This window comes from Microbacterium sp. NPDC056003, from assembly GCF_042274785.1.
Taxonomy (GTDB): Bacteria; Actinomycetota; Actinomycetes; order Actinomycetales; family Microbacteriaceae; genus Microbacterium.
Genome location: NZ_JBHJXQ010000002.1, coordinates 351,961 through 369,717 on the forward strand (window position 1 = coordinate 351,961; position 17,757 = coordinate 369,717).

The 17,757-nt window shown below is 66.8% G+C and carries 18 protein-coding genes; 9 read left to right on the forward strand and 9 right to left on the reverse strand.

Going from position 1 to position 17,757, the window contains the following annotated elements; all coding sequences use genetic code 11:
- Nucleotides 1–4: 4 nt before the first annotated feature.
- The 5 genes from ACFC1W_RS11000 to ACFC1W_RS11020 all read right to left on the reverse strand — a co-directional run bounded on the left by ACFC1W_RS11000 (nt 5) and on the right by ACFC1W_RS11020 (nt 4,898).
- Nucleotides 5–2,182: a heavy metal translocating P-type ATPase gene (locus ACFC1W_RS11000; RefSeq protein ID WP_375992244.1), complete on the reverse strand. Its 2,178-nt coding sequence runs from the start codon at nt 2,180–2,182 to the stop codon at nt 5–7.
- Nucleotides 2,183–2,258: 76 nt separating this feature from the next.
- Entirely contained in the window at nt 2,259–2,588 is a 330-nt protein-coding gene (locus tag ACFC1W_RS11005) for a heavy-metal-associated domain-containing protein (RefSeq protein WP_375992247.1), read from the reverse strand.
- 32 nt (nt 2,589–2,620) lie between these two features.
- Complete coding sequence (locus ACFC1W_RS11010; RefSeq protein WP_318353149.1) at nt 2,621–2,902, reverse strand: metal-sensitive transcriptional regulator; 282 nt, start codon at nt 2,900–2,902, stop codon at nt 2,621–2,623.
- A 488-nt stretch (nt 2,903–3,390) separates the two neighbouring features.
- Nucleotides 3,391–3,939 (reverse strand): hypothetical protein, encoded by a 549-nt coding sequence (locus ACFC1W_RS11015; protein WP_375992250.1) that lies wholly within the window; start codon nt 3,937–3,939, stop codon nt 3,391–3,393.
- Between the two features lie 107 nt (nt 3,940–4,046).
- Nucleotides 4,047–4,898 carry a hypothetical protein gene (locus ACFC1W_RS11020; RefSeq protein ID WP_375992253.1) on the reverse strand — a complete coding sequence of 284 codons (852 nt, stop codon included), beginning with the start codon at nt 4,896–4,898 and terminating at the stop codon, nt 4,047–4,049.
- A 129-nt stretch (nt 4,899–5,027) separates the two neighbouring features.
- Here ACFC1W_RS11020 and ACFC1W_RS11025 point away from each other — a divergent pair, with 129 nt between their 5' ends.
- The 3 genes from ACFC1W_RS11025 (at nt 5,028) to ACFC1W_RS11035 (ending at nt 7,497) form a co-directional block, all read left to right on the forward strand.
- The gene (locus ACFC1W_RS11025; RefSeq protein WP_375992256.1) at nt 5,028–6,362 is read left to right on the forward strand and encodes a hypothetical protein; all 1,335 of its coding nucleotides are present in this window, start codon (nt 5,028–5,030) and stop codon (nt 6,360–6,362) included.
- A 143-nt stretch (nt 6,363–6,505) separates the two neighbouring features.
- Nucleotides 6,506–6,859 (forward strand): ArsR/SmtB family transcription factor, encoded by a 354-nt coding sequence (locus tag ACFC1W_RS11030; RefSeq protein ID WP_375992258.1) that lies wholly within the window; start codon nt 6,506–6,508, stop codon nt 6,857–6,859.
- Nucleotides 6,856–7,497, forward strand: coding sequence for a cation diffusion facilitator family transporter (locus tag ACFC1W_RS11035; protein WP_375992260.1), 642 nt, complete (start codon nt 6,856–6,858; stop codon nt 7,495–7,497). The genes ACFC1W_RS11030 and ACFC1W_RS11035 overlap by 4 nt, the downstream gene beginning before the upstream one ends.
- A gap of 296 nt (nt 7,498–7,793) precedes the next feature.
- Here ACFC1W_RS11035 and ACFC1W_RS11040 read toward each other — a convergent pair whose 3' ends face one another.
- Together ACFC1W_RS11040 and ACFC1W_RS11045 are read right to left on the reverse strand one after the other, a co-directional pair.
- Complete coding sequence (locus tag ACFC1W_RS11040) at nt 7,794–8,105, reverse strand: thioredoxin family protein (protein WP_375992262.1); 312 nt, start codon at nt 8,103–8,105, stop codon at nt 7,794–7,796.
- Nucleotides 8,106–8,189: 84 nt separating this feature from the next.
- Complete coding sequence (locus ACFC1W_RS11045) at nt 8,190–8,885, reverse strand: hypothetical protein (protein ID WP_375992265.1); 696 nt, start codon at nt 8,883–8,885, stop codon at nt 8,190–8,192.
- A 63-nt stretch (nt 8,886–8,948) separates the two neighbouring features.
- Here ACFC1W_RS11045 and ACFC1W_RS11050 point away from each other — a divergent pair, with 63 nt between their 5' ends.
- The 3 genes from ACFC1W_RS11050 to ACFC1W_RS11060 all read left to right on the forward strand — a co-directional run bounded on the left by ACFC1W_RS11050 (nt 8,949) and on the right by ACFC1W_RS11060 (nt 10,871).
- Complete coding sequence (locus ACFC1W_RS11050; protein ID WP_375992267.1) at nt 8,949–9,593, forward strand: hypothetical protein; 645 nt, start codon at nt 8,949–8,951, stop codon at nt 9,591–9,593.
- Between the two features lie 283 nt (nt 9,594–9,876).
- Complete coding sequence (locus ACFC1W_RS11055; RefSeq protein ID WP_375992270.1) at nt 9,877–10,470, forward strand: hypothetical protein; 594 nt, start codon at nt 9,877–9,879, stop codon at nt 10,468–10,470.
- A 110-nt stretch (nt 10,471–10,580) separates the two neighbouring features.
- Nucleotides 10,581–10,871, forward strand: coding sequence for a hypothetical protein (locus ACFC1W_RS11060; protein ID WP_375992273.1), 291 nt, complete (start codon nt 10,581–10,583; stop codon nt 10,869–10,871).
- Between the two features lie 368 nt (nt 10,872–11,239).
- Here ACFC1W_RS11060 and leuS read toward each other — a convergent pair whose 3' ends face one another.
- Entirely contained in the window at nt 11,240–13,831 is a 2,592-nt protein-coding gene (gene leuS, locus ACFC1W_RS11065) for a leucine--tRNA ligase (RefSeq protein ID WP_375992276.1), read from the reverse strand.
- 71 nt (nt 13,832–13,902) lie between these two features.
- Nucleotides 13,903–15,207: an aminodeoxychorismate synthase component I gene (gene pabB / locus ACFC1W_RS11070; protein ID WP_375992279.1), complete on the reverse strand. Its 1,305-nt coding sequence runs from the start codon at nt 15,205–15,207 to the stop codon at nt 13,903–13,905.
- Between the two features lie 42 nt (nt 15,208–15,249).
- Here pabB and ACFC1W_RS11075 point away from each other — a divergent pair, with 42 nt between their 5' ends.
- From ACFC1W_RS11075 to ACFC1W_RS11085, 3 genes are read left to right on the forward strand one after another with little or no spacing between them, the layout of a single operon-like run.
- Nucleotides 15,250–15,936 (forward strand): DedA family protein, encoded by a 687-nt coding sequence (locus tag ACFC1W_RS11075; RefSeq protein WP_375992282.1) that lies wholly within the window; start codon nt 15,250–15,252, stop codon nt 15,934–15,936.
- A 4-nt stretch (nt 15,937–15,940) separates the two neighbouring features.
- On the forward strand, nt 15,941–16,975 hold the full coding sequence (locus ACFC1W_RS11080; RefSeq protein ID WP_375992285.1) for an App1 family protein: 1,035 nt from the start codon (nt 15,941–15,943) through the stop codon (nt 16,973–16,975).
- A 39-nt stretch (nt 16,976–17,014) separates the two neighbouring features.
- Nucleotides 17,015–17,728: an SOS response-associated peptidase gene (locus tag ACFC1W_RS11085; RefSeq protein WP_375992288.1), complete on the forward strand. Its 714-nt coding sequence runs from the start codon at nt 17,015–17,017 to the stop codon at nt 17,726–17,728.
- The last annotated feature ends 29 nt before the right edge of the window (nt 17,729–17,757 follow it).

Below are 17,757 nucleotides of genomic sequence, written 5' to 3' on the forward strand. Positions count from 1 at the left end.
CCCGTCAGCGTCGGATGACCGCGTCGGGGGTGAGATCGAGTCGGCGCAGCAGTTGGGCGTTGAGGGCAACGACGATCGTGGAGAGGGACATGAGGATCGCGCCCACCGACATCGGCAGCACGAAACCGATCGGGGCGAGGACGCCGGCGGCCAGCGGCACCGAGATCAGGTTGTACCCGGCAGCCCACCACAGGTTCTGCTTCATCTTCCGGTAGCTGGCGCGGGACAACTCGATCACGGACAGCACCGATCGGGGGTCGTCGCTGGCCAGGATCACCCCGGCAGAGGCGATCGCGACATCCGTGCCGGCGCCGATGGCGATCCCGACATCAGCCTGCGCGAGAGCGGGCGCGTCGTTCACCCCATCGCCGACCATCGCGACCTTGCGCCCTTCATCCTGCAGCTGCTTCACCTTCGAGGCTTTGTCCTCCGGCCGCACACCGGCGAAGAACCGGTCGATGCCCAGTTTCGCGGCCACCGATGCGGCGACAGCTTCGGCGTCTCCGGTGATCATCACGACCTGCACGTCGCGGGCGTGGAGCGCGTCGATCGCCTGCCGGGACTCGGGTCGGATCTCATCGGCCAGGCGCAGCGCACCGGCGACCTTCCTGTCGATGAGGACATGCAGGATGATCGCCCCCTCGCCACGCCAGGTGTCGGCGATGGGCAGCTCCTGCGTGTCGGTCTGCTCGAGCAGGTACGGGCCACCGACCTGCACCACCTGGCCGTCGACCGTGGCGCGAACCCCGACCGCGGGTGACGACTCGAAGTCCGTCGAACCCGGCACGGACAGACTCTTCTCCCGCGCGGCGGCGACGATGGCTCGAGCCAACGGGTGCTCGGAATCGGCCTCCGCGGCGGCCGCGAGGGTAATCAGCCGGTCGGCGTCGATCCCGTCTGCCGGTTCGATAGCGGTGACGGCGGGGGCGCCCTTGGTGAGGGTGCCGGTCTTGTCGAACAGCACCGTGTTCACGGTGCGCATGCTCTCCAACGCGAGACGGTCCTTGATCAGCACCCCGCCGCGGGCTGCGCGCTCGGTGGCGATGGACACCACCAGCGGGATCGCCAGGCCGAGAGCGTGGGGGCAGGCGATCACCAGCACGGTGATGGTGCGGATCACCGCGTCATCAGGAAGCCCAACCAGGGTCCACACCACGGCGGTGATCGCTGCGGCGGTCAGTGCGAACCAGAACAACCACCCGGCGGCACGATCAGCGAGGCGCTGCGCTTTCGACGAGGAGTTCTGCGCCTCGGTGACCAGGCGTTGGATGCCGGCGAGGGCGGTGTCCTCCCCGACCGCGCTGATCTCGACACGGATGCCGGAGTCGGTGGCAACGGTGCCGGCCACGACCGCGTCCCCGTCGCTTCGGCGGACAGGCTTGGACTCGCCGGAGATCATCGACTCGTCCATGCTCGCCGAACCCTGCACCACCCGGCCGTCAGCGGGGACTCGTCCACCCGGGCGAACCACCACGACGTCACCGACCTGCAGATCCGCCGGCGCGACCGTGACGATGGTATCCCCGTCCACCTTCTCCGCCTCGTCCGGGAGGAGAGCGGCAAGGGAATCCAGGGCGGAGGTGGTCTGCGCGAGCGAGCGCATCTCGATCCAGTGCCCCAGGAGCATGATGACGATCAGCAGCGCCAGCTCCCACCAGAAGTCCAGTTCGTGATCCAGCAGCCCGAGGCTCGCGCCCCACGACGCGACGACCGCGACGGTGATCGCCAGCCCGATCAGCAGCATCATGCCGGGCTTGCGGGCCCGCAATTCGCTGACCGCACCGGTCAGGAACGGGGCGCCACCCCACACGTACATGACAGTGCCGAGGACCGGGGAAATCCAGCCCACCCATGCCGCGTCGGGCAGCGGATACCCGAGCAGCATCGAGAACATGCCCGAGAACGCCACCACCGGGACAGCGAGGACCAGGTTGATCCAGAACAATCGACGGAACCGTGCGACATGGTCCGCACCATGCCCGGCGTGCCCACCGTGCTGCATCCCCTCGTGGACGCCGCCGTGTCGCTCATCGGTGCTGTGCTGCGCGGATGTGTGGTGTGCGTGGAGGTCGCCAGCGGTCTCGGGCTCTACGACCGCGGCTCGGGCGCCCTGAACGGCGTCGTCATCGCCCGCCTGGGTCGGCGCCGAGCGGTGGTGTGCGTGGTGGTCGTGCTGGCTCATGATGAGCTTCCTTCCACTGTTCGCATTCGACGGATGCGGGTCATCCCGGTGATGTCGAGCTCGACATCGACCGTTTTCATGACGGGCTGCTGGCCAAGGCGTAACCAGCCTCCGCCACCGCCGCCTCCACAGCGATAGCAGGGATCGGCGTCGAGCTGCGGATCGTCACCCGCGACGCACCGCCCGCGTTCAAGTCAACCGACACACCATCTACCCCGTCGATCGCGGACAATTCCTCGGTGACGCTCGCCACGCAGTGCGAGCAGGTCATCCCCGTCACCAGCACCTCGGACGTCACCGCCGCCGTGACCTCACCCACGGTCTCGGGCGTCGATGCGGTCGCGCAGCACGCACAGCCGGCGCCTGCGTCCTTCAAGCCCAGGTCGTTGCGGTTCTCAGTGTTCATCATCGTCTCCTCATAGTGCGTGGGCAGGCGGGCTAGGAACGGACCAGACGGGCGATTGCATCGTTGGCTTCGCGGATCTTCTGTTCCGCGACGGCACCACCCTCGGCGCTTGCTTCGGCAACGCAGTGCGAGAGATGGTCACCCAGCAGTGACAGCGCGACAGACTCGAGTGCCTTCGTCGCCGCGGAGACCTGCGTGAGGACGTCGATGCAGTACTTGTCCTCCTCCACCATCCGCGCGATCCCACGAACCTGACCCTCCGCGCGTCGCAGCCGCTTCAGCAGGTCATCCTTGCTCGCCGTATAGCCGTTCATGGCAAATACCATACCCCCCTATGGTATTCAGGGCAACTCTTATCGCATCGTCGCGCCCTCCAGCCGTGAGGCGCAGGGGATGTCTCGCAAAGCACGACAGTTGAGTGGGCGGCATCCAAATCCCGTGAGTCCGAACGGGTTCTCCGTGTCGCCTGCGGTGTGAAGGGCGATCCGTAAACGCGCATCGCCCGCAAGGGGGAGACTATGGGGGGCCGAGGGCGCGTGCGGTTGCCATCCCTAAGCGGGCATGCGCACGACCAGGGACGCCGATCGCGCAGGACGCTCGGGTGGAGGCTCTGGTCAACCCCAGTCGCCTGCGCAGTCTCCAGGAGAATTAGCGGTGTTCGTGACGCGGCCCGGGGCGATGGACGATCGGCGGGTTGCCGGATGCCGTGAGAGTCTCACCGACCATGCTCGGAAGCATGGGGGCTGCCGCAGGAACGGAGTGCGTGTCGCCAGTCGATGACTCGTTGCCCATATCCAACTCCCTACAGAGCTCCCAATACATCGAGGATGGTCACGATTATCGCAGAGGCCCACGACACTGCTGCGATAATCATCGCGCGTCGGATGTGGCGATTCTTGCGATTCAGGTCGGCGCGAGCACTGCGTAGCTCAGTCAACAGGTCGCTTATGAACGAGTTGCGAAGCGCTGCCGCAGGTGCGGCTTGGTAGATCTTTGCGACATCCGGCGTGAGCATTGCTGCGTGCGTCTTCCATAGCCAGAGTGACAAGAACCCATAAACTGCGGCGATTGCGCCGATGACGATCGGGATCAGCGCCCATGGCGACTCAGCAGTCGCCGTCAGCGCGATCGACGTCGCGGCGGCAGCGCCCACTACGATCGAGCCCCGAGTGACGGCATTCGTCTGCCGCGCCATGACGTCCTGTAACTGACGACTGACTTCCGTGAGGATGAGGTCTTGCTGTTCGGAGTCGTCCCGCGGCCTTGGCTTGCCTGGGCTCACAGGCGCCGGAGGTCGCGAGCAAATGTGTGAGACCAGTCGTTTCCTGATGGCTACCGGGTCGCGATCCATGCGTCGATCGTAAGCAGGGCCAGGGGCGGTCGTTGCAGTGGCGAGCGGTAGCCACGCTGTGATGTCGTCGGTTCGGGCTCGAGCCTACTGAGGTTGTAACACCTCGTTCACAACGGCGGCAGGGGACTTTGGATGAGGTGCAACTCCTGACCATGCTCGAGTGCGAGCCTTCCGAAGTCATCGGCGTCAGACGCGGAGAGCGTCATGCCTTCGTAGGGGCGGGCGTGGGTGAACAGCCGACCCGCCTGAGCCTGAAGCACATAGATGCCCACCGCGCCGGGCGTTCGGCCTCGGCCACCGAACACCAACGACTGGTACCAGGACGAGTTCCCACTTGGTAGCGGAATTCTGACGCGAAGATCGGAATCACGGGACGATACTTGGGCCGGCTGCTCTGCGCGGGGTGCGATGGTCGTCGGACGGCTAGCAAATCGGAAGCCGTCGCCGCTAGTCACTGCCACAAGACTGTAGCCGCCGACGCTTGGGTGTCGACCCCACGGCCCCGGGCCCGCGAGACTGTCCATGGCCATGTATAGGCCGTGCCCTGCTCCGCAAGCACGCCGCGAGTCCTCGAAGAGCATGGCGAAATCATCGAAGGCCGTGTCATCGCCTTCTAGTGCCAGCTCGCCGGCTGCCACACTTTCTACGGCTCCGTCGCTAACGGTCCAGATAGATGGTCCACCAAGCGAGGCGACGATGAAACCTGCATCCTCAACGCCACGAAGGTGTTCGATGATCTCGCCCAGCTCCTGATCACGGCGGTCAATCAACTGTCGAATCAGCGCGGTCGGGCGGGCGCCCGAGATAGCTACGGCAAGTTCATCCCGTAGGAGGACTATCTTGGGGAGCGCGAGATCGAAGACCCGCGCGGACGCGATGGCATCATCCTCGTACGTCACCTTTGTATCGGCAGCGATGGATATCCCGGAGTCGTGGGCGACGGCGGCGATGAGCGTCATGGAGTAAAGATATGTTGACGAGATCCCGGTGATGCAATCGGCGCCACAACTGCACTGAGCAGTTCGTGCTCGATCCACCCGGATTCATCGAGGCCAGCCGTGTGGTCGCGGAGCGCAAAGGAAGATGCAATGAAGGTCAAGGACCAGAAGGCATCAATCATCGCGGGGCTGGAGCGGGCGCGAGCCACGGTGCGCAGCACTGATGCTGACCCACGCATCGGATGGGCATGGGTCGACCCCGACTACCGTGCATCACCCCTCAGGGCCTTTACAGGGCCCGATGGGTCGATGACCGTCGATGATGCGGGCATTGCAACCCTTACCGACGCGGTCGAAAGCCTCCTTCGGATGCCCCAAGTGCGCGAAGTCTGGCGCGATGAAGATGTCTGGACGGTCGTTCTCCAGTTGCTCGCTCATATCGCGGTAAACCCCCAGACTGATCTGGAGTCCGCGGTCGACCGGATACTGAAGCCTCAGTCGGTTCGTGTGGTGGCTGCCCTTGCCAACGTGACATGGCACTCTGAGCCCCAGACGATCGGAGGGCTTACGCTCGCTCACTTGGCATCGGAGGAAGACGCGAGACGACTGGCCGGGGTGTTGAAACTTGACGCACCATCAACCGACGCTCTCAGGCACCACACGGCACAGCTCACGCGCGAGTTCGGATCGTATGTAGTGGCGACGGCGGCGAGCAACCGACAAGAGCGTCTCGCGTACAACGATTTCGAGCGCTCGCTTGAGGACCTGGTGGGGTTGACGCTGATGTACTCAAGGCACCTCGAGAGTCACGGGATTCATTCCGGACGAGGTGCCACCAATCGTCCCGGTGTCCGTGGGGTCACGCTGGACAGGAGCGCGCTAGGAAGTTTGCTCACCGAAAGGGGAGCGGGCGAGCTGGGTGCACGCGTTCTGTCTATTGGCGGCTTCGGAAGCCGAAACGGATTCCATTGGTTCAGCGCTGACCCGATGCCCATCGACAAGCTGCTCGCGGGCGATGAGCAACGTGTGATCGCAGAGTTGCTTCAGGCGGACGATGCCCTTGCGCAACGGCTCCGCGTGGCAGCGAGATGGTACGCGCGCGCCTTCTGGGCATCGTCCGAGGATGACGCGGCGCTGGCTGTCTGCGTCGCGCTCGACTCGATACTGACTGGGAAAGACGCTGCCCCCGGCGCCGTCAGCAAGGGGCGTTTCGCGCTTCTCGAACGCAACCCCGCTCTACGTGAGGAGCGGTTCAAGCGATACGACCAGGTTTACGGCGTCCGCAATGCGATTGCGCACGGGGGTGGTGCGTCAAGGGCTCTGGCGGAGCTGGGAGGATCTCGCTCGTTGCTCCGCGATGCCCGTTGGGCTGCCGCGCAGTTGGCAGATCTGCGAGCCCTTGCTCTTCCGAAATCCGATGCAGAACTGCGGGATACGTGGAACGGTATTCAGTGGGCCACAATCCCTTGGGCAGGCGATTCATAGATGGCCTTCTCCATGGCCTGTGCGGAACATCGACGGCCACGTTACCCCCAAGTGTCCCGATCGTCGGGATCCTCCAGCGAGCTGTGCTCGGAGTAGGGAGCATCTCCCGCCCGTCAATACAGCGGAGACTGTATGATCAGCGAATGCTGACCATAACGACTCGTCTGGACGTGATGAACCGCCTCGGCCGCGCCATGGCCGACGCGTCCCGATCACGGATTCTGATGACCCTGCTGGAGGGGCCAAGTTACCCGGCCGTGCTGGCTCGCGATCTCGACCTGACTCGCTCGAATGTCTCGAATCATCTGACATGCCTTCGCGATTGCGGGATCGTTGTTGCGGAACCGGAAGGCCGGCAGACCCGCTACGAGATCTCCGACCCGCATCTCACTGCTGCCCTCACTGCGCTCGTTGATGTCGCCCTGGCCGTCGATGAGGATGCCCCGTGCCTGGACGCCGCGTGCACCGTTCCCGGTTGCTGTGAGGTTGCATCGTGACCGCGTTGACGACCGAACGCCGGGAGCGGCTGCACCGCCGCGTCCGTTTCATCGTGGCGTTCACCATCACCTACAACGTGATCGAAGCAGTCGTCGCGATCACCGCGGGTGTGCTGGCATCCTCAGCGGCACTGATCGGCTTCGGCCTGGACTCCGTCGTGGAGGTCCTCTCCGCAGTCGCGGTCGCCTGGCAGTTCACGCGAAAGGACCCAGAGCGTTGGGAGAAAGCGACCGTCCGGGCGATTGGACTCGCGTTCTTCGCCCTTGCCGCCTACGTCAGCATCGACGCCATCGTCAGTCTCATCTCGCAAGAAGGCCCAGAGCACAGCCCGCTAGGGATCGGAATCACCGCACTCAGCCTGCTCGTGATGCCTTTGCTCGCCTGGTTTGAGACCCGCACCGGCCGCGAACTCGGATCCAAGAGTGTTCTCGCCGACGCACGCCAACTGCTGCTCTGCGTCTACCTGTCCGGAGCCGTATTCGTGGGCCTCATCCTCAACAGCCTCTTCGGATGGTGGTGGGCAGACTCCGTCGCCGCCCTCATCGTCGCCGCCCTCGCCGTCCGTGAAGGCATCGAAGCATGGCGCGGCGACGTCGAATCACCCTTCGAGGTGCTCACCGAGATGAAGGACGAATAGGCGCCACCACCACCAGCCTCCTGCCTCGTAACCCATGCCTTATGCGACGTCTCATGGAATTGGCCGGGCGATCGCAGGCTCGGCCTCGCCGGCCCCGGCCCGTGGAGCTTTGCGCTTGGTGGCGGCGTTCGGATAGCGCTCAATGTCAGTGCTCAGTCATCCGCGTCTATCGTTTGTGCGGCCGCAACGCGATCCACAAACCACAGCGTCGGCACACGTAGGCGGCGGTGCCGTGCAATGCGTGCACTCGGCGGCGGGGCAGGGTTCGGCCGCAGCAGGAACACTGGACCGCCGCGTCAGTGTCCATAGGCGGCGATCGCGTCGACGAGCTGTTCGGCTGTGGGGAGGCCAGCCAAACCAGTGGGAGTCGGATAGACCCTGCAGGCGAGGTCGGTAGTGCGCCCACCGCTCGGGAAGAGATCCTGGCCGTCGATCGTGATGGTGGGCGAACCCGCGAAGGAAAACTGGGCTGCATCTTCGGGCGTGCTGATCAACCGATAGATGATTGCCGTCTCACTGAACCCGGCTTCATTCAGTGCATCGCGGAGGCGGTTCCCGGCTTCGACCCAACTCGGGCACTCGTCGATATGCAGGACCTCGATGTTCATCGCCCCATTCTCCGCCCGAACTGTGGCTCATGGTGACACCAAGCCCGATTGCGGGTCGCTCATCGTGCAAGCAGCGGCGGCGGCCTAACCGTCGAAGTCAGTAGGCAGCTCGTACCGGGCTCGTTCGCCAATTACCTCTACCAGTTCCGGTGGACAGGAAAGGAGCTCTTCCCCACCGTCGTTCGAACGGCGCGTTTGCCACATGCGCTCGGCCGTGAACGCCACGGCGAGGGTGTAGCAGGTGTAGACGGACGGAGGCCCGGCGTAGGGTCCGCTTGACTCGCCTCCTGGTTCCTCCCGCGGTGCACCTGGCGGCCGTGCACCCGAGTGCACCAGAACATCGAACGAGACAACGGGGGCGCCCAACTGATTCACGTCGGGGCCACGAACGTCGTAATAGAACGTCGCTGGTTCTTCCGGATCCACTTGCGGCAACGTGTGCCCGTCCCAATAGGTCGGCGAACTTCTTAGATCGGCAACGAATCCGGCGGGTGACACCGCCAAAGACTCGGACTCGTCAATCAGTTGGTAGGCCTCGGCCTCCTGCCGATCCATCTGCCGCCACAACACGCTGTCGTACCCGCTCGAGCAGCCGGCGATGACCAACACTGCCATCGCAGTGATGCTGCCCGCGGTGATTCGCCGCAGTCGATGTTGGGTCATCAGCCCAGTATCCGGTTGAGGAGCAATCAGCGCAGCGGTGCGCGCCGGTGCGGGCGACAGTGCTGAACTGCGGCGCGATCGGCGGTCGTCTACCGCGTCGCTGAGTGATCTGGGCATGAACTTTCCTTTCTGCCAGCCGAGGAGCCGGGCGTTCCGGTTTGCCTGCGGGAGGATCGCAGGATGAGAGACTTCCGGGGGATCCCGCCCCGCGTCGCAGTGCTGGCGCTCGTATCGTCCCTTGTCGTCGTGTTCCTGGTTGGCCTATTCCTTTGGCTTGGTGGCCTGAAGCCGATCGGCACGGTGCTGATGCTTCTGGCCCTCTACGCTCTCGTGTTTGCCCTCGTCGGCTTCGGCTGTGTCGTGCTCGCCGGCCTTCCAAAGCCTGTTCCTTTCGCGGAGCGCAACCTACTCACGGCACGTCTCGCCTGGGCTGGACGGTCATTATGGGCCGCGATGGTCCTCGCAGCCGGCGGATACTTCGGTGCCATCATCGCAACGGACTTGAACTTCGAAGCCTCCGGTGACTCGCCCAGCAGAGTCAGCTATCTGGTCTCGATCGCCGTACTGCTCGCCGGATTCGCAGCGGTCTTTGTGCTCGTCCCGATCGCCGTGGTATCAGGTGTCGGTTTGCTGCGGGCTGGGCGAGAGGGCCGGAGCCGGGCACTTCGCAAGTCGATGAGTCGTCACGGCCGCTCTGATAGGTGGGTCCAGCACTTGGCTTCGCCCGTCTACGCCTGGGCCACGCTAATCGGGCTCATCGCCGCCGTGCCACTGGCTTATGCACTGCTGTTCTGGATCACCTTCTCACTGGGTGTCACGTACTAGACATACTTCAGCCAGACAGGTCGTGGTGAACGGGCAGAGCACGCTTACGCGGTGATGGCGGGGGCGCAAGTCGGTGGGTGAGCGAGACGGGAATGCTCCGGTCGGGAGTGATCGCGACACAGCCGGAGCCGGAAGTCCTACTGGGCGCCGAACGTAGAGCACGCGGCGGTGTCCGATCTGGAAATGCCGGCCTTGCGGCAGTGGTATGCGAGTGCTAGAAACTCCACAAGAGGCCTGATAGCACCGGAAATCGCAAGGGTTCCCGTGACACGAGGGGTCTGCCATGAAGAAGAGTACGAGACTCTGTTGGATCGCCGGGCTCACCGGAGCCATCGTGGGTATATCCGCGCTCGCCGCTGCATCACCGGGATCCGGCTACTCGGCGGACAGCTACGATCTCGCCCTGCTGAACGACGCCAACACCGTCTCGCCGGGCAGCGCGTTGCCCGATGACTTCGAGTTCGCCAACCTCGGCGACAAGATTGACCCGGGCACGCTGCGACTGGTTGGCACCACCGGGCACGCGGCGATCTTCACCGCGTTCAGCGCCTCGGGCGAGCTGTGCGTGATCAGCAGCATTGACGTGTCGGCGGATGACTGGGTCGTAGGGTCAGCGTGTCAGAGCCCGGACTCGTTCAACGCTCGCGGCGCCGCACTGCGGATGGGAAGCCCAACCGAATCGGTGGAGGCATACCTGCTCCCCGACAGTGCCGTCGCCGCCCTCCGCGCAACAGGGCACCACCTCACTTCCGCCGACGCGCCCAACGTGGTGTTTACCGACGCTTACGAGACGGGTGATGAGCGCGCGCGCTTGAGCAAGACACTTCAGGAAGTGGGCGTGATGGTCTACCCGGAGGGAGAGGCCGACAGCCACTGACCTCAAGCGCGAGCCCCACCTCTGCGTGGATGGGCGACGGCGGTTCGAGGTCCCGCACGGACGCCGGTCGCTGTCTGTGCGTCGAACGGCTGTCGGTAGAGAATCGCCACATGCGTTACCGCCTTTCCAACGACTACGGTGCCCGCTGGCCATTCTGGGCTGCTGATGGGCTGTGCGCCGACGGGGACCCTGCGCTCCCGCCAGAGCTCGAGCGTGAAGTGCGGGAGTGGGCGGACCAGTTCGAGCAGCTCTTCGACTGGCAGCACGGCTGGCCGGACCAGGCCACTGCGGACCAACATCGAGCTGAAGGAGAGCGCTTGTACGACGAGGTTCAGCGCGCGCTACCCGACGACACCATCGCGTTTCACTATTGGGAGATCACCTACCGCGCCGCCCCCTGAGCGGTCCTCATGGGCTCATTTTGAGCGAGCTCAACCGCCGCGGCCGCTGGCTGTGCGCGGCAACTCAGCTACGCGGGCCTCATGCGTACGATTAGCCCGGCCGATGCTTTGCTCACGCGAGGTTCCCTATTCGAGCGCTTGTGGCGACCGCTGTGAGTCTGCGCGGACCCAGCCTGCATGGCCAGATCTCACGTCACAGAGCGGGCTCCTGCGGCGCGATCGAATGGGCGCGCCGCTCCGAGACGAGCCGGAGGCGCGAGGCGGCTCTCAGTAAGACACACGGTACGACCCCGGACGCCCTGTGGGCACACCGCGCTTCGCACCGCCGACGCGCCATACCCGGCGACTCAGGCCCGATGACCCCACCGCTAGTGCGTGCTGAAGCTGACGACCTTCGGCGGGCGCACGACGGCACGCGTGATCTCCCGGCCCGCCAGCGAACGCACGACGCGCTCGTCGGCGCGAGCGAGCCGCTCGAGCTCAGCGGCGTCGATCCGCGCGGGAACCTGCAGCGTCGCGCGCACCTTGCCGTCGATCTGGACGACCGACGTCACGGACTCCTCGACCAGCAGCGTCGGGTCTGCCGAGCGCCACGTGGCGAGCCCGACGAACCCGTCGTACCCGAGGATCTCCCACATCTCCTCCGCCGTGTGCGGCGCGAAGAGGTCGAGGATCATCGCGGTGGCTTCGGAGGCCTCGCGCACCGCCGGGTCGGCGGGGCCGGCGCCGGTGTCGATCGCCTTGCGGGTCGCATTCACCAGTTCCATCAGGCGGGCGACCACGACGTTGAACTTGTTGTGCTCGACGAGACCCGGGGCGTCGGCGAGCAGGCGGTGCGTGACACGCCGCAGCGCAGGATCGCCCTCGGCCCAGATCACGTCGGGGTCGCTCGTGACGTCCTTCGCGATGCGCCACGCGCGGGCGAGGAACTTCTGGGCGCCGGTCGTCGAGACGTCCTCCCAGTTGATGTCGTCCTCGACCGGACCGGCGAACGCGATCGCGGTGCGCACCGCGTCGGCGCCGGGGTCGACCATGCTCGACGCGAACTCGACCAGGTTCCCCTTGCTCTTCGACATCTTCGAGCCGCCGAGCAGCACCATGCCCTGGTTGATCAGGCTGGTGAAGGGCTCGGTGAAGTCGATCAGGCCCATGTCGTACAGGACTTTGGTGATGAAGCGCGCGTAGAGCAGGTGCAGGATCGCGTGCTCGACGCCGCCGATGTACGAGTCGACGGGCGCCCAGCGGTCGGCCTCGCGCGTCGGGAACGCCTGCGTCGGGTCGTTCGAGGCGAGGAAGCGCAGGAAGTACCACGAGCTGTCGACGAACGTGTCCATCGTGTCGGCGTCGCGCAGGGCGGGCTCGCCGGTCTCGGGGTCGACCGTCTGCATCCACTCCGACGCGCCGCCGAGCGGCGACGTGCCCTTGGGCGCCAGGTCGAGGCCGTGCGCGTCGGGCAGCTGCAGCGGCAGCTGGTCGTCGGGCACCGGAACGATGCGTCCGTCGGCGGTGTGGATCATGGGGATCGGCGTGCCCCAGAAGCGCTGGCGCGAGATGAGCCAGTCGCGCAGACGGTACGACTTCGCCGCGCGACCCACACCCGCGGCTTCGAGCTGCTCGATGATGCGGGCGATGGCGTTGCGCTTGGACAGGCCGTCGAGCGCGCCGGAGTTGATCATCCGGCCCTCGCCGGTGAGCGCGATGCCCGTCTTGGCCGGGTCGAGATCGTCGAGGGATGCCTCGTCCGCACCGGGATCGATCGGAACGCCGTCGTCGTCGAGCTCGATGACCGGGATCGCTCCGGTGATGGGCGCGGTCGTGTCGACGACGACCTTGACCGGCAGGTCGAAGGCGCGGGCGAAGTCGAGGTCGCGCTGGTCGTGGGCGGGCACGGCCATGACGGCGCCGTGACCGTAGTCGGCCAGCACGTAGTCGGCGGCCCAGATCGGCAGCCGCTCGCCGTTGATCGGGTTGATCGCGTAGCGGTCGAGGAACACGCCGGTCTTCGGACGGTCGGTGCTCTGGCGCTCGATGTCGGTCTCGCGCTGGACGCGCTCCAGGTAATCCTGGAAGCGCACGCGCACCTCGGGTGATGCGCCCGCCGCCAGCTCGGCGGCGAGGTCGCTGTCGGGCGCCACGACGAAGAACGTGGCGCCGTGCAGCGTGTCGGGCCGCGTCGAGAAGACGGTGACGCGTTCGTCACGGCCCTCGATCTCGAACTCGATGTCGGCGCCGATCGAACGGCCGATCCAGTTCCGCTGCATGCGGATGACCTTCTGCGGCCAGAACCCCTCGAGCTGGTTGAGGTCGTCGAGCAGCCGGTCGGCGTAGTCGGTGATCTTGAAGTACCACTGCGTGAGCTTCTTCTTGATGACCTCGTAGCCGCACCGCTCGCAGTGGCCGTCGATGACCTGCTCGTTGGCGAGCACGGTCTGGTCGTTGGGGCACCAGTTGACCGGGCTCTCCTTGCGGTAGGCCAGGCCGCGCTCGTACAGGCGCTGGAACAGCCACTGGTTCCAGCGGTAGTACTCGGGGTCGCTGGTGTGCAGGATGCGGGACCAGTCGTACGACGAGCCGTACTCGCGGAAGCTCTTCTTGTGCTGCTCGATGTTGGCGTAGGTCCACTCGCGCGGGTCGGCACCGCGCTGGATCGCCGCGTTCTCCGCCGGGAGGCCGAACGAGTCCCACCCGATCGGGTTCAGGACGTTGTAGCCGCGGTGACGCCAGAAGCGCGCGACGACGTCGACGTAGGCGTAGTTCTCGGCGTGGCCCATGTGCAGGTCGCCCGACGGGTACGGGAACATCCCGAGCACGTACTTGCGCGGGCGCGTGTCGTCGTCACCGCCCGCGCGGAACGGGTCGGCCTCCGCCCAGCGCTGCTGCCACTTCTGCTGGATGGCGTACGCGTCGTAGCCGCCGCCCTCGGAGGGCGCGGTGGTGTCGGGCGGGAGGGTCTGTGACACGAGGGAACCAATCGAACGGATGCCGGAGACGCGCGCGCAGCGCGAAACTCCAGGTTACCGGAACGGCGCCCTCACCAGCCGGGCGGCAGGGAGGCGCCGAGGGCGGCGAGCGGCCCCCGCGCCTTGATCCCCACCTCGGCGACCTCGGCCGCGGCATCCGATCGCCACGTGATCCCTCCGCCGGCGCCGACATACGCGCCGCCGTCGTGCACGACGATGGAGCGGATCACCATCGCGAGATCCAGCGCGCCGTCCGTCCCCACCCAGCCGAAGCACCCCGCGAAGACGCCGCGCGGGCCGTTCTCCAGGCGGTGCAGGATCGTCATGGCCGAGAGCTTCGGCGCCCCGGTCATGCTGCCGGCGGGGAACGCGGCATCCAGCAGCCCGCCGACCGTGACGCCCGGCGTCAGCGCTCCCGAGACGGTGCTGACGAGCTGGTGCACGTGCGGGTAGGACTCGACCTGCAGGAGGCCGTCGACGCCGACCGAGCCCGGGACGCAGACCCGTGAGAGGTCGTTGCGCATGAGGTCGACGATCATGACGTTCTCGGCGCGCTCCTTCACGTCGGTGCGCAGCTCGTCGGCCAGCTCGGCGTCCGTCGCAGGATCGGCGCTGCGCGGCCTCGTCCCCTTGATCGGGCGCGTGCGGACGATGCCGCCCTCGACCTCGAGGAACCGCTCCGGGCTGGCGCTCGCGAGGGCGACCGCGCCCGACCGCACCAAACCGCCGTGGTGAGCGGGCGTCGCCGCCCGCAGGCGCAGGTAGGTCTCGAGCGTGTCGAGCGTCGCGTCGACGTCGAAGCGCGTCGTCAGGCACAGCTGATAGGCGTCGCCCTCGCGGATCGCATCGCGGCAACGCCCGATCAGCCCGGCGTACTCCTCGGCGCTGTGCCGGGAGCGGGCCGTCGCCGCCGTCGGCGCAGGTGCCGGGACGGGCGGCGTGGGGTCGAGCTGGGCAACCGCGGCGGCCAGGGCTTCCGCCTCGGCGCCCGGGGCCACGGCCCACACCCGCCGGGCCGCGTGGTCGAAGGCGAGGAACCGCTCGACCCTGAGCCACTGCTGCCGCGGCATCCCGTCATCGAATCGGGCCGGGGCGCCGGCGCGCTCCGCGGCATCGTCGTAGCCGAGCCAGCCGACCCAGCCCCCGCGGAACCTGCCCGCCTCCCACGCGTCGGCATCCGACGTCGCGCACGGCACCGCCCGGACGGACTCGGGGTCGGGCTCGGGCACGCCCGCACCGACCCAGCTCCAGCCGTCGGAGACATCCGGGCCGGCATCCAGCCAGAAGGCGTGCGCGTCGTGGGCGTGAAGGCTCGAGAAGACGGACGCCGGATCCACCCAGTCCGTCAGCTCGACCGCGACGAGGGAGTCCGACATGTTCCCAGGCTAGAGGGCGGGTCGGGGTTCTAGGCTCGTGGGGTGAACGAGTTCCTGTCGTGGCTGCTCGACGCGGTGCAGAGCGTCGATCCGGTTCTCAGGACGGTGCTCGCAGGCCTCGCGATCATGCTCGAGACGAGCGTGCTGATCGGACTCGTCGTCCCCGGCGACACGATCGTCATCGTGGCGGCGACAGCGGTCGCCTCGCCCCTCGAGGGTGTGCTGCTCGGCGTCGCCGTCGTGGTCGGCGCCCTCATCGGCGAGAGCATCGGCTTCTGGCTCGGCCGCTTCCTCGGACCGAAGATCGAGCACTCCTGGCTCGGCCGCAAGATCGGCCACGAGAACTGGGCCAGGTCGGAACGGTACCTGCTGCGGCGCGGCGGCCCGGCGATCTTCATCTCCCGCTTCCTGCCGGTTCTCCACTCGCTCGTGCCGCTCACCGTCGGCATGAGCGGCTACCCGTACCGCCGGTTCCTCGCGTGGACGCTGCCGGCGTGCGTGATCTGGGCGGGGCTGTACATCTCGGTCGCCTCGGTGGCCGCGGGAACGTACCGCCAGCTCGCGGATCAGCTGCATTACGCCGGCTACATCTTCGTCGGCATCATCGTGCTGTTCCTGGTGCTCATCTACGTCAGCAAGAAGGTCATCGAGCGGATCGAGCGCAAGCACCTCGACCACGGTCACTCCCCCGCCCGTGCAGGTCGCGTGGAGGAGGACGTGGAAGACTGAGGGGATGCCCGAGAAAGCGACGACCCCTCGCACCAAGGTGCTGTGGCTCGCACGGCTCGAGTACCGCTTCCACTCCTGGCGTGAGCGGCGCGCCCGGCGCCGCGGCCAGACTCCGACCGTGACACCCTTCCCCGGATACGCCGGAACCGAGTGGGTGCGCGTGCTCGGCAGGGTCATGATCGTGCCGCCGGTCAAGAAGACCGAGTCGGGCGAGTACGCCAGCGTGCGCGGCTGGCGCAGCTTCGTGGCCGTGCCGATCGGCTATGCGCAGGTGACCGTCACGATCGCCGGCGTGCGCCATGACGTGGTCGCCGATCGCGGCGGTGTCATCGACGTCCGGCTCCCCGCAACGCTCGAAGCCGGCTGGCAGACCTTCACGATGTCGGTCGAAGACGGCGAGCCCGTCGAGACCCGCGTCTTCGTCGTCGGCCCGGACGTGACGTTCGGCGTCGTGTCGGACGTGGACGACACGGTCATGGTCACGGCGCTCCCCCGCCCGCTGCTCGCCGCCTGGAACTCGTTCGTCGTCGACGAGCACGCACGCCAGCCGGTACCCGGCATGGCGGTCCTGATGGAGCGCGTGGTGCGCGAGCATCCCGGCGCCCCGGTGATCTACCTGTCGACGGGCGCGTGGAACATCGCGCCGACGCTCATGCGCTTCCTCACGCGTCACCTCTTCCCACCCGGCGCACTGCTGCTGACCGACTGGGGACCCACGCACGACCGCTGGTTCCGCAGCGGTCAGGCCCACAAGCTCTCGAACCTCCGCCGTCTGGCCGAGGAGTTCCCGCACGTGCGGTGGTTGCTGCTCGGCGACGACGGCCAGCACGACGACGAGCTGTACACGACCTTCACCGCCGAGCATCCCCAGAACGTCGTCGGCGTGGCGATCCGTCGCCTGTCGCCCGCCGAGGCCGTGCTCGCGGGCGGTCGCACAGCCGTCAACGACCACTCCGCCGCAGCGGTGCCGTGGGTGACCGACTCCGACGGCGCCGGGCTGCTGGAGCGGCTCGAAGCAGCCGGCGTCATCCCGCACTGAGCCCGGTCCGACGTCGGAGCCCGCGCGTAGGCTGACGGCATGTGCGGACGCTTCGTGGTGGCCAGTGCCGGTTCCGACCTCGTCGGCGTGCTGCGGGTCGACGTCGAGGGCGACGACCTTCCCGAGCCGTCGTACAACGTCGCGCCGACCGCGCAGGTGGCGATCGTGCTCGACTCACTGAAAGAAGAACTGCCGACCCGACGGCTCGAGAGCGCGCGGTGGGGCCTCGTGCCGGGGTGGGCGAAAGATCCGAAGATCGGCGCCCGCGCCTTCAACGCACGGTCCGAAGAGCTCGAGGCCAAGCCGATGTTCCGCAGCGCCCTCGAGAAGCGGCGCGCCGTGGTTCCGACCTCGGGCTACTACGAGTGGAAGACCGAAGACGGCGTGAAGACGCCGCACTACATCCACCCCGCCGACGGATCTCCTCTGTTCATGGCGGGTCTCTACGAGTGGTGGCGCGACAAGGCGAAGGGCGACGACGACCCGACCCGCTGGCTCCTGAGCTTCACGATCCTCACGCGCGACTCGATCGGCCGCCTGGGTTCCATCCACGACCGCATGCCACTGTTCCTCGACGCCGACCACGCCGATGCGTGGCTCGACCCGACGACCGACAACGTGCGCGACGTGCTCGACGCCGCCATCGACGCCGCGCCGGCGCTGGCGGAGACACTCGACGACCATGTCGTGTCGAAGGCCGTGGGCAACGTGCGCAACAACTCCCCCGAGCTGATCGAGCCCGTCGACGACTGATCCGTATCGTCCGCGCCGTGAGCGACTCC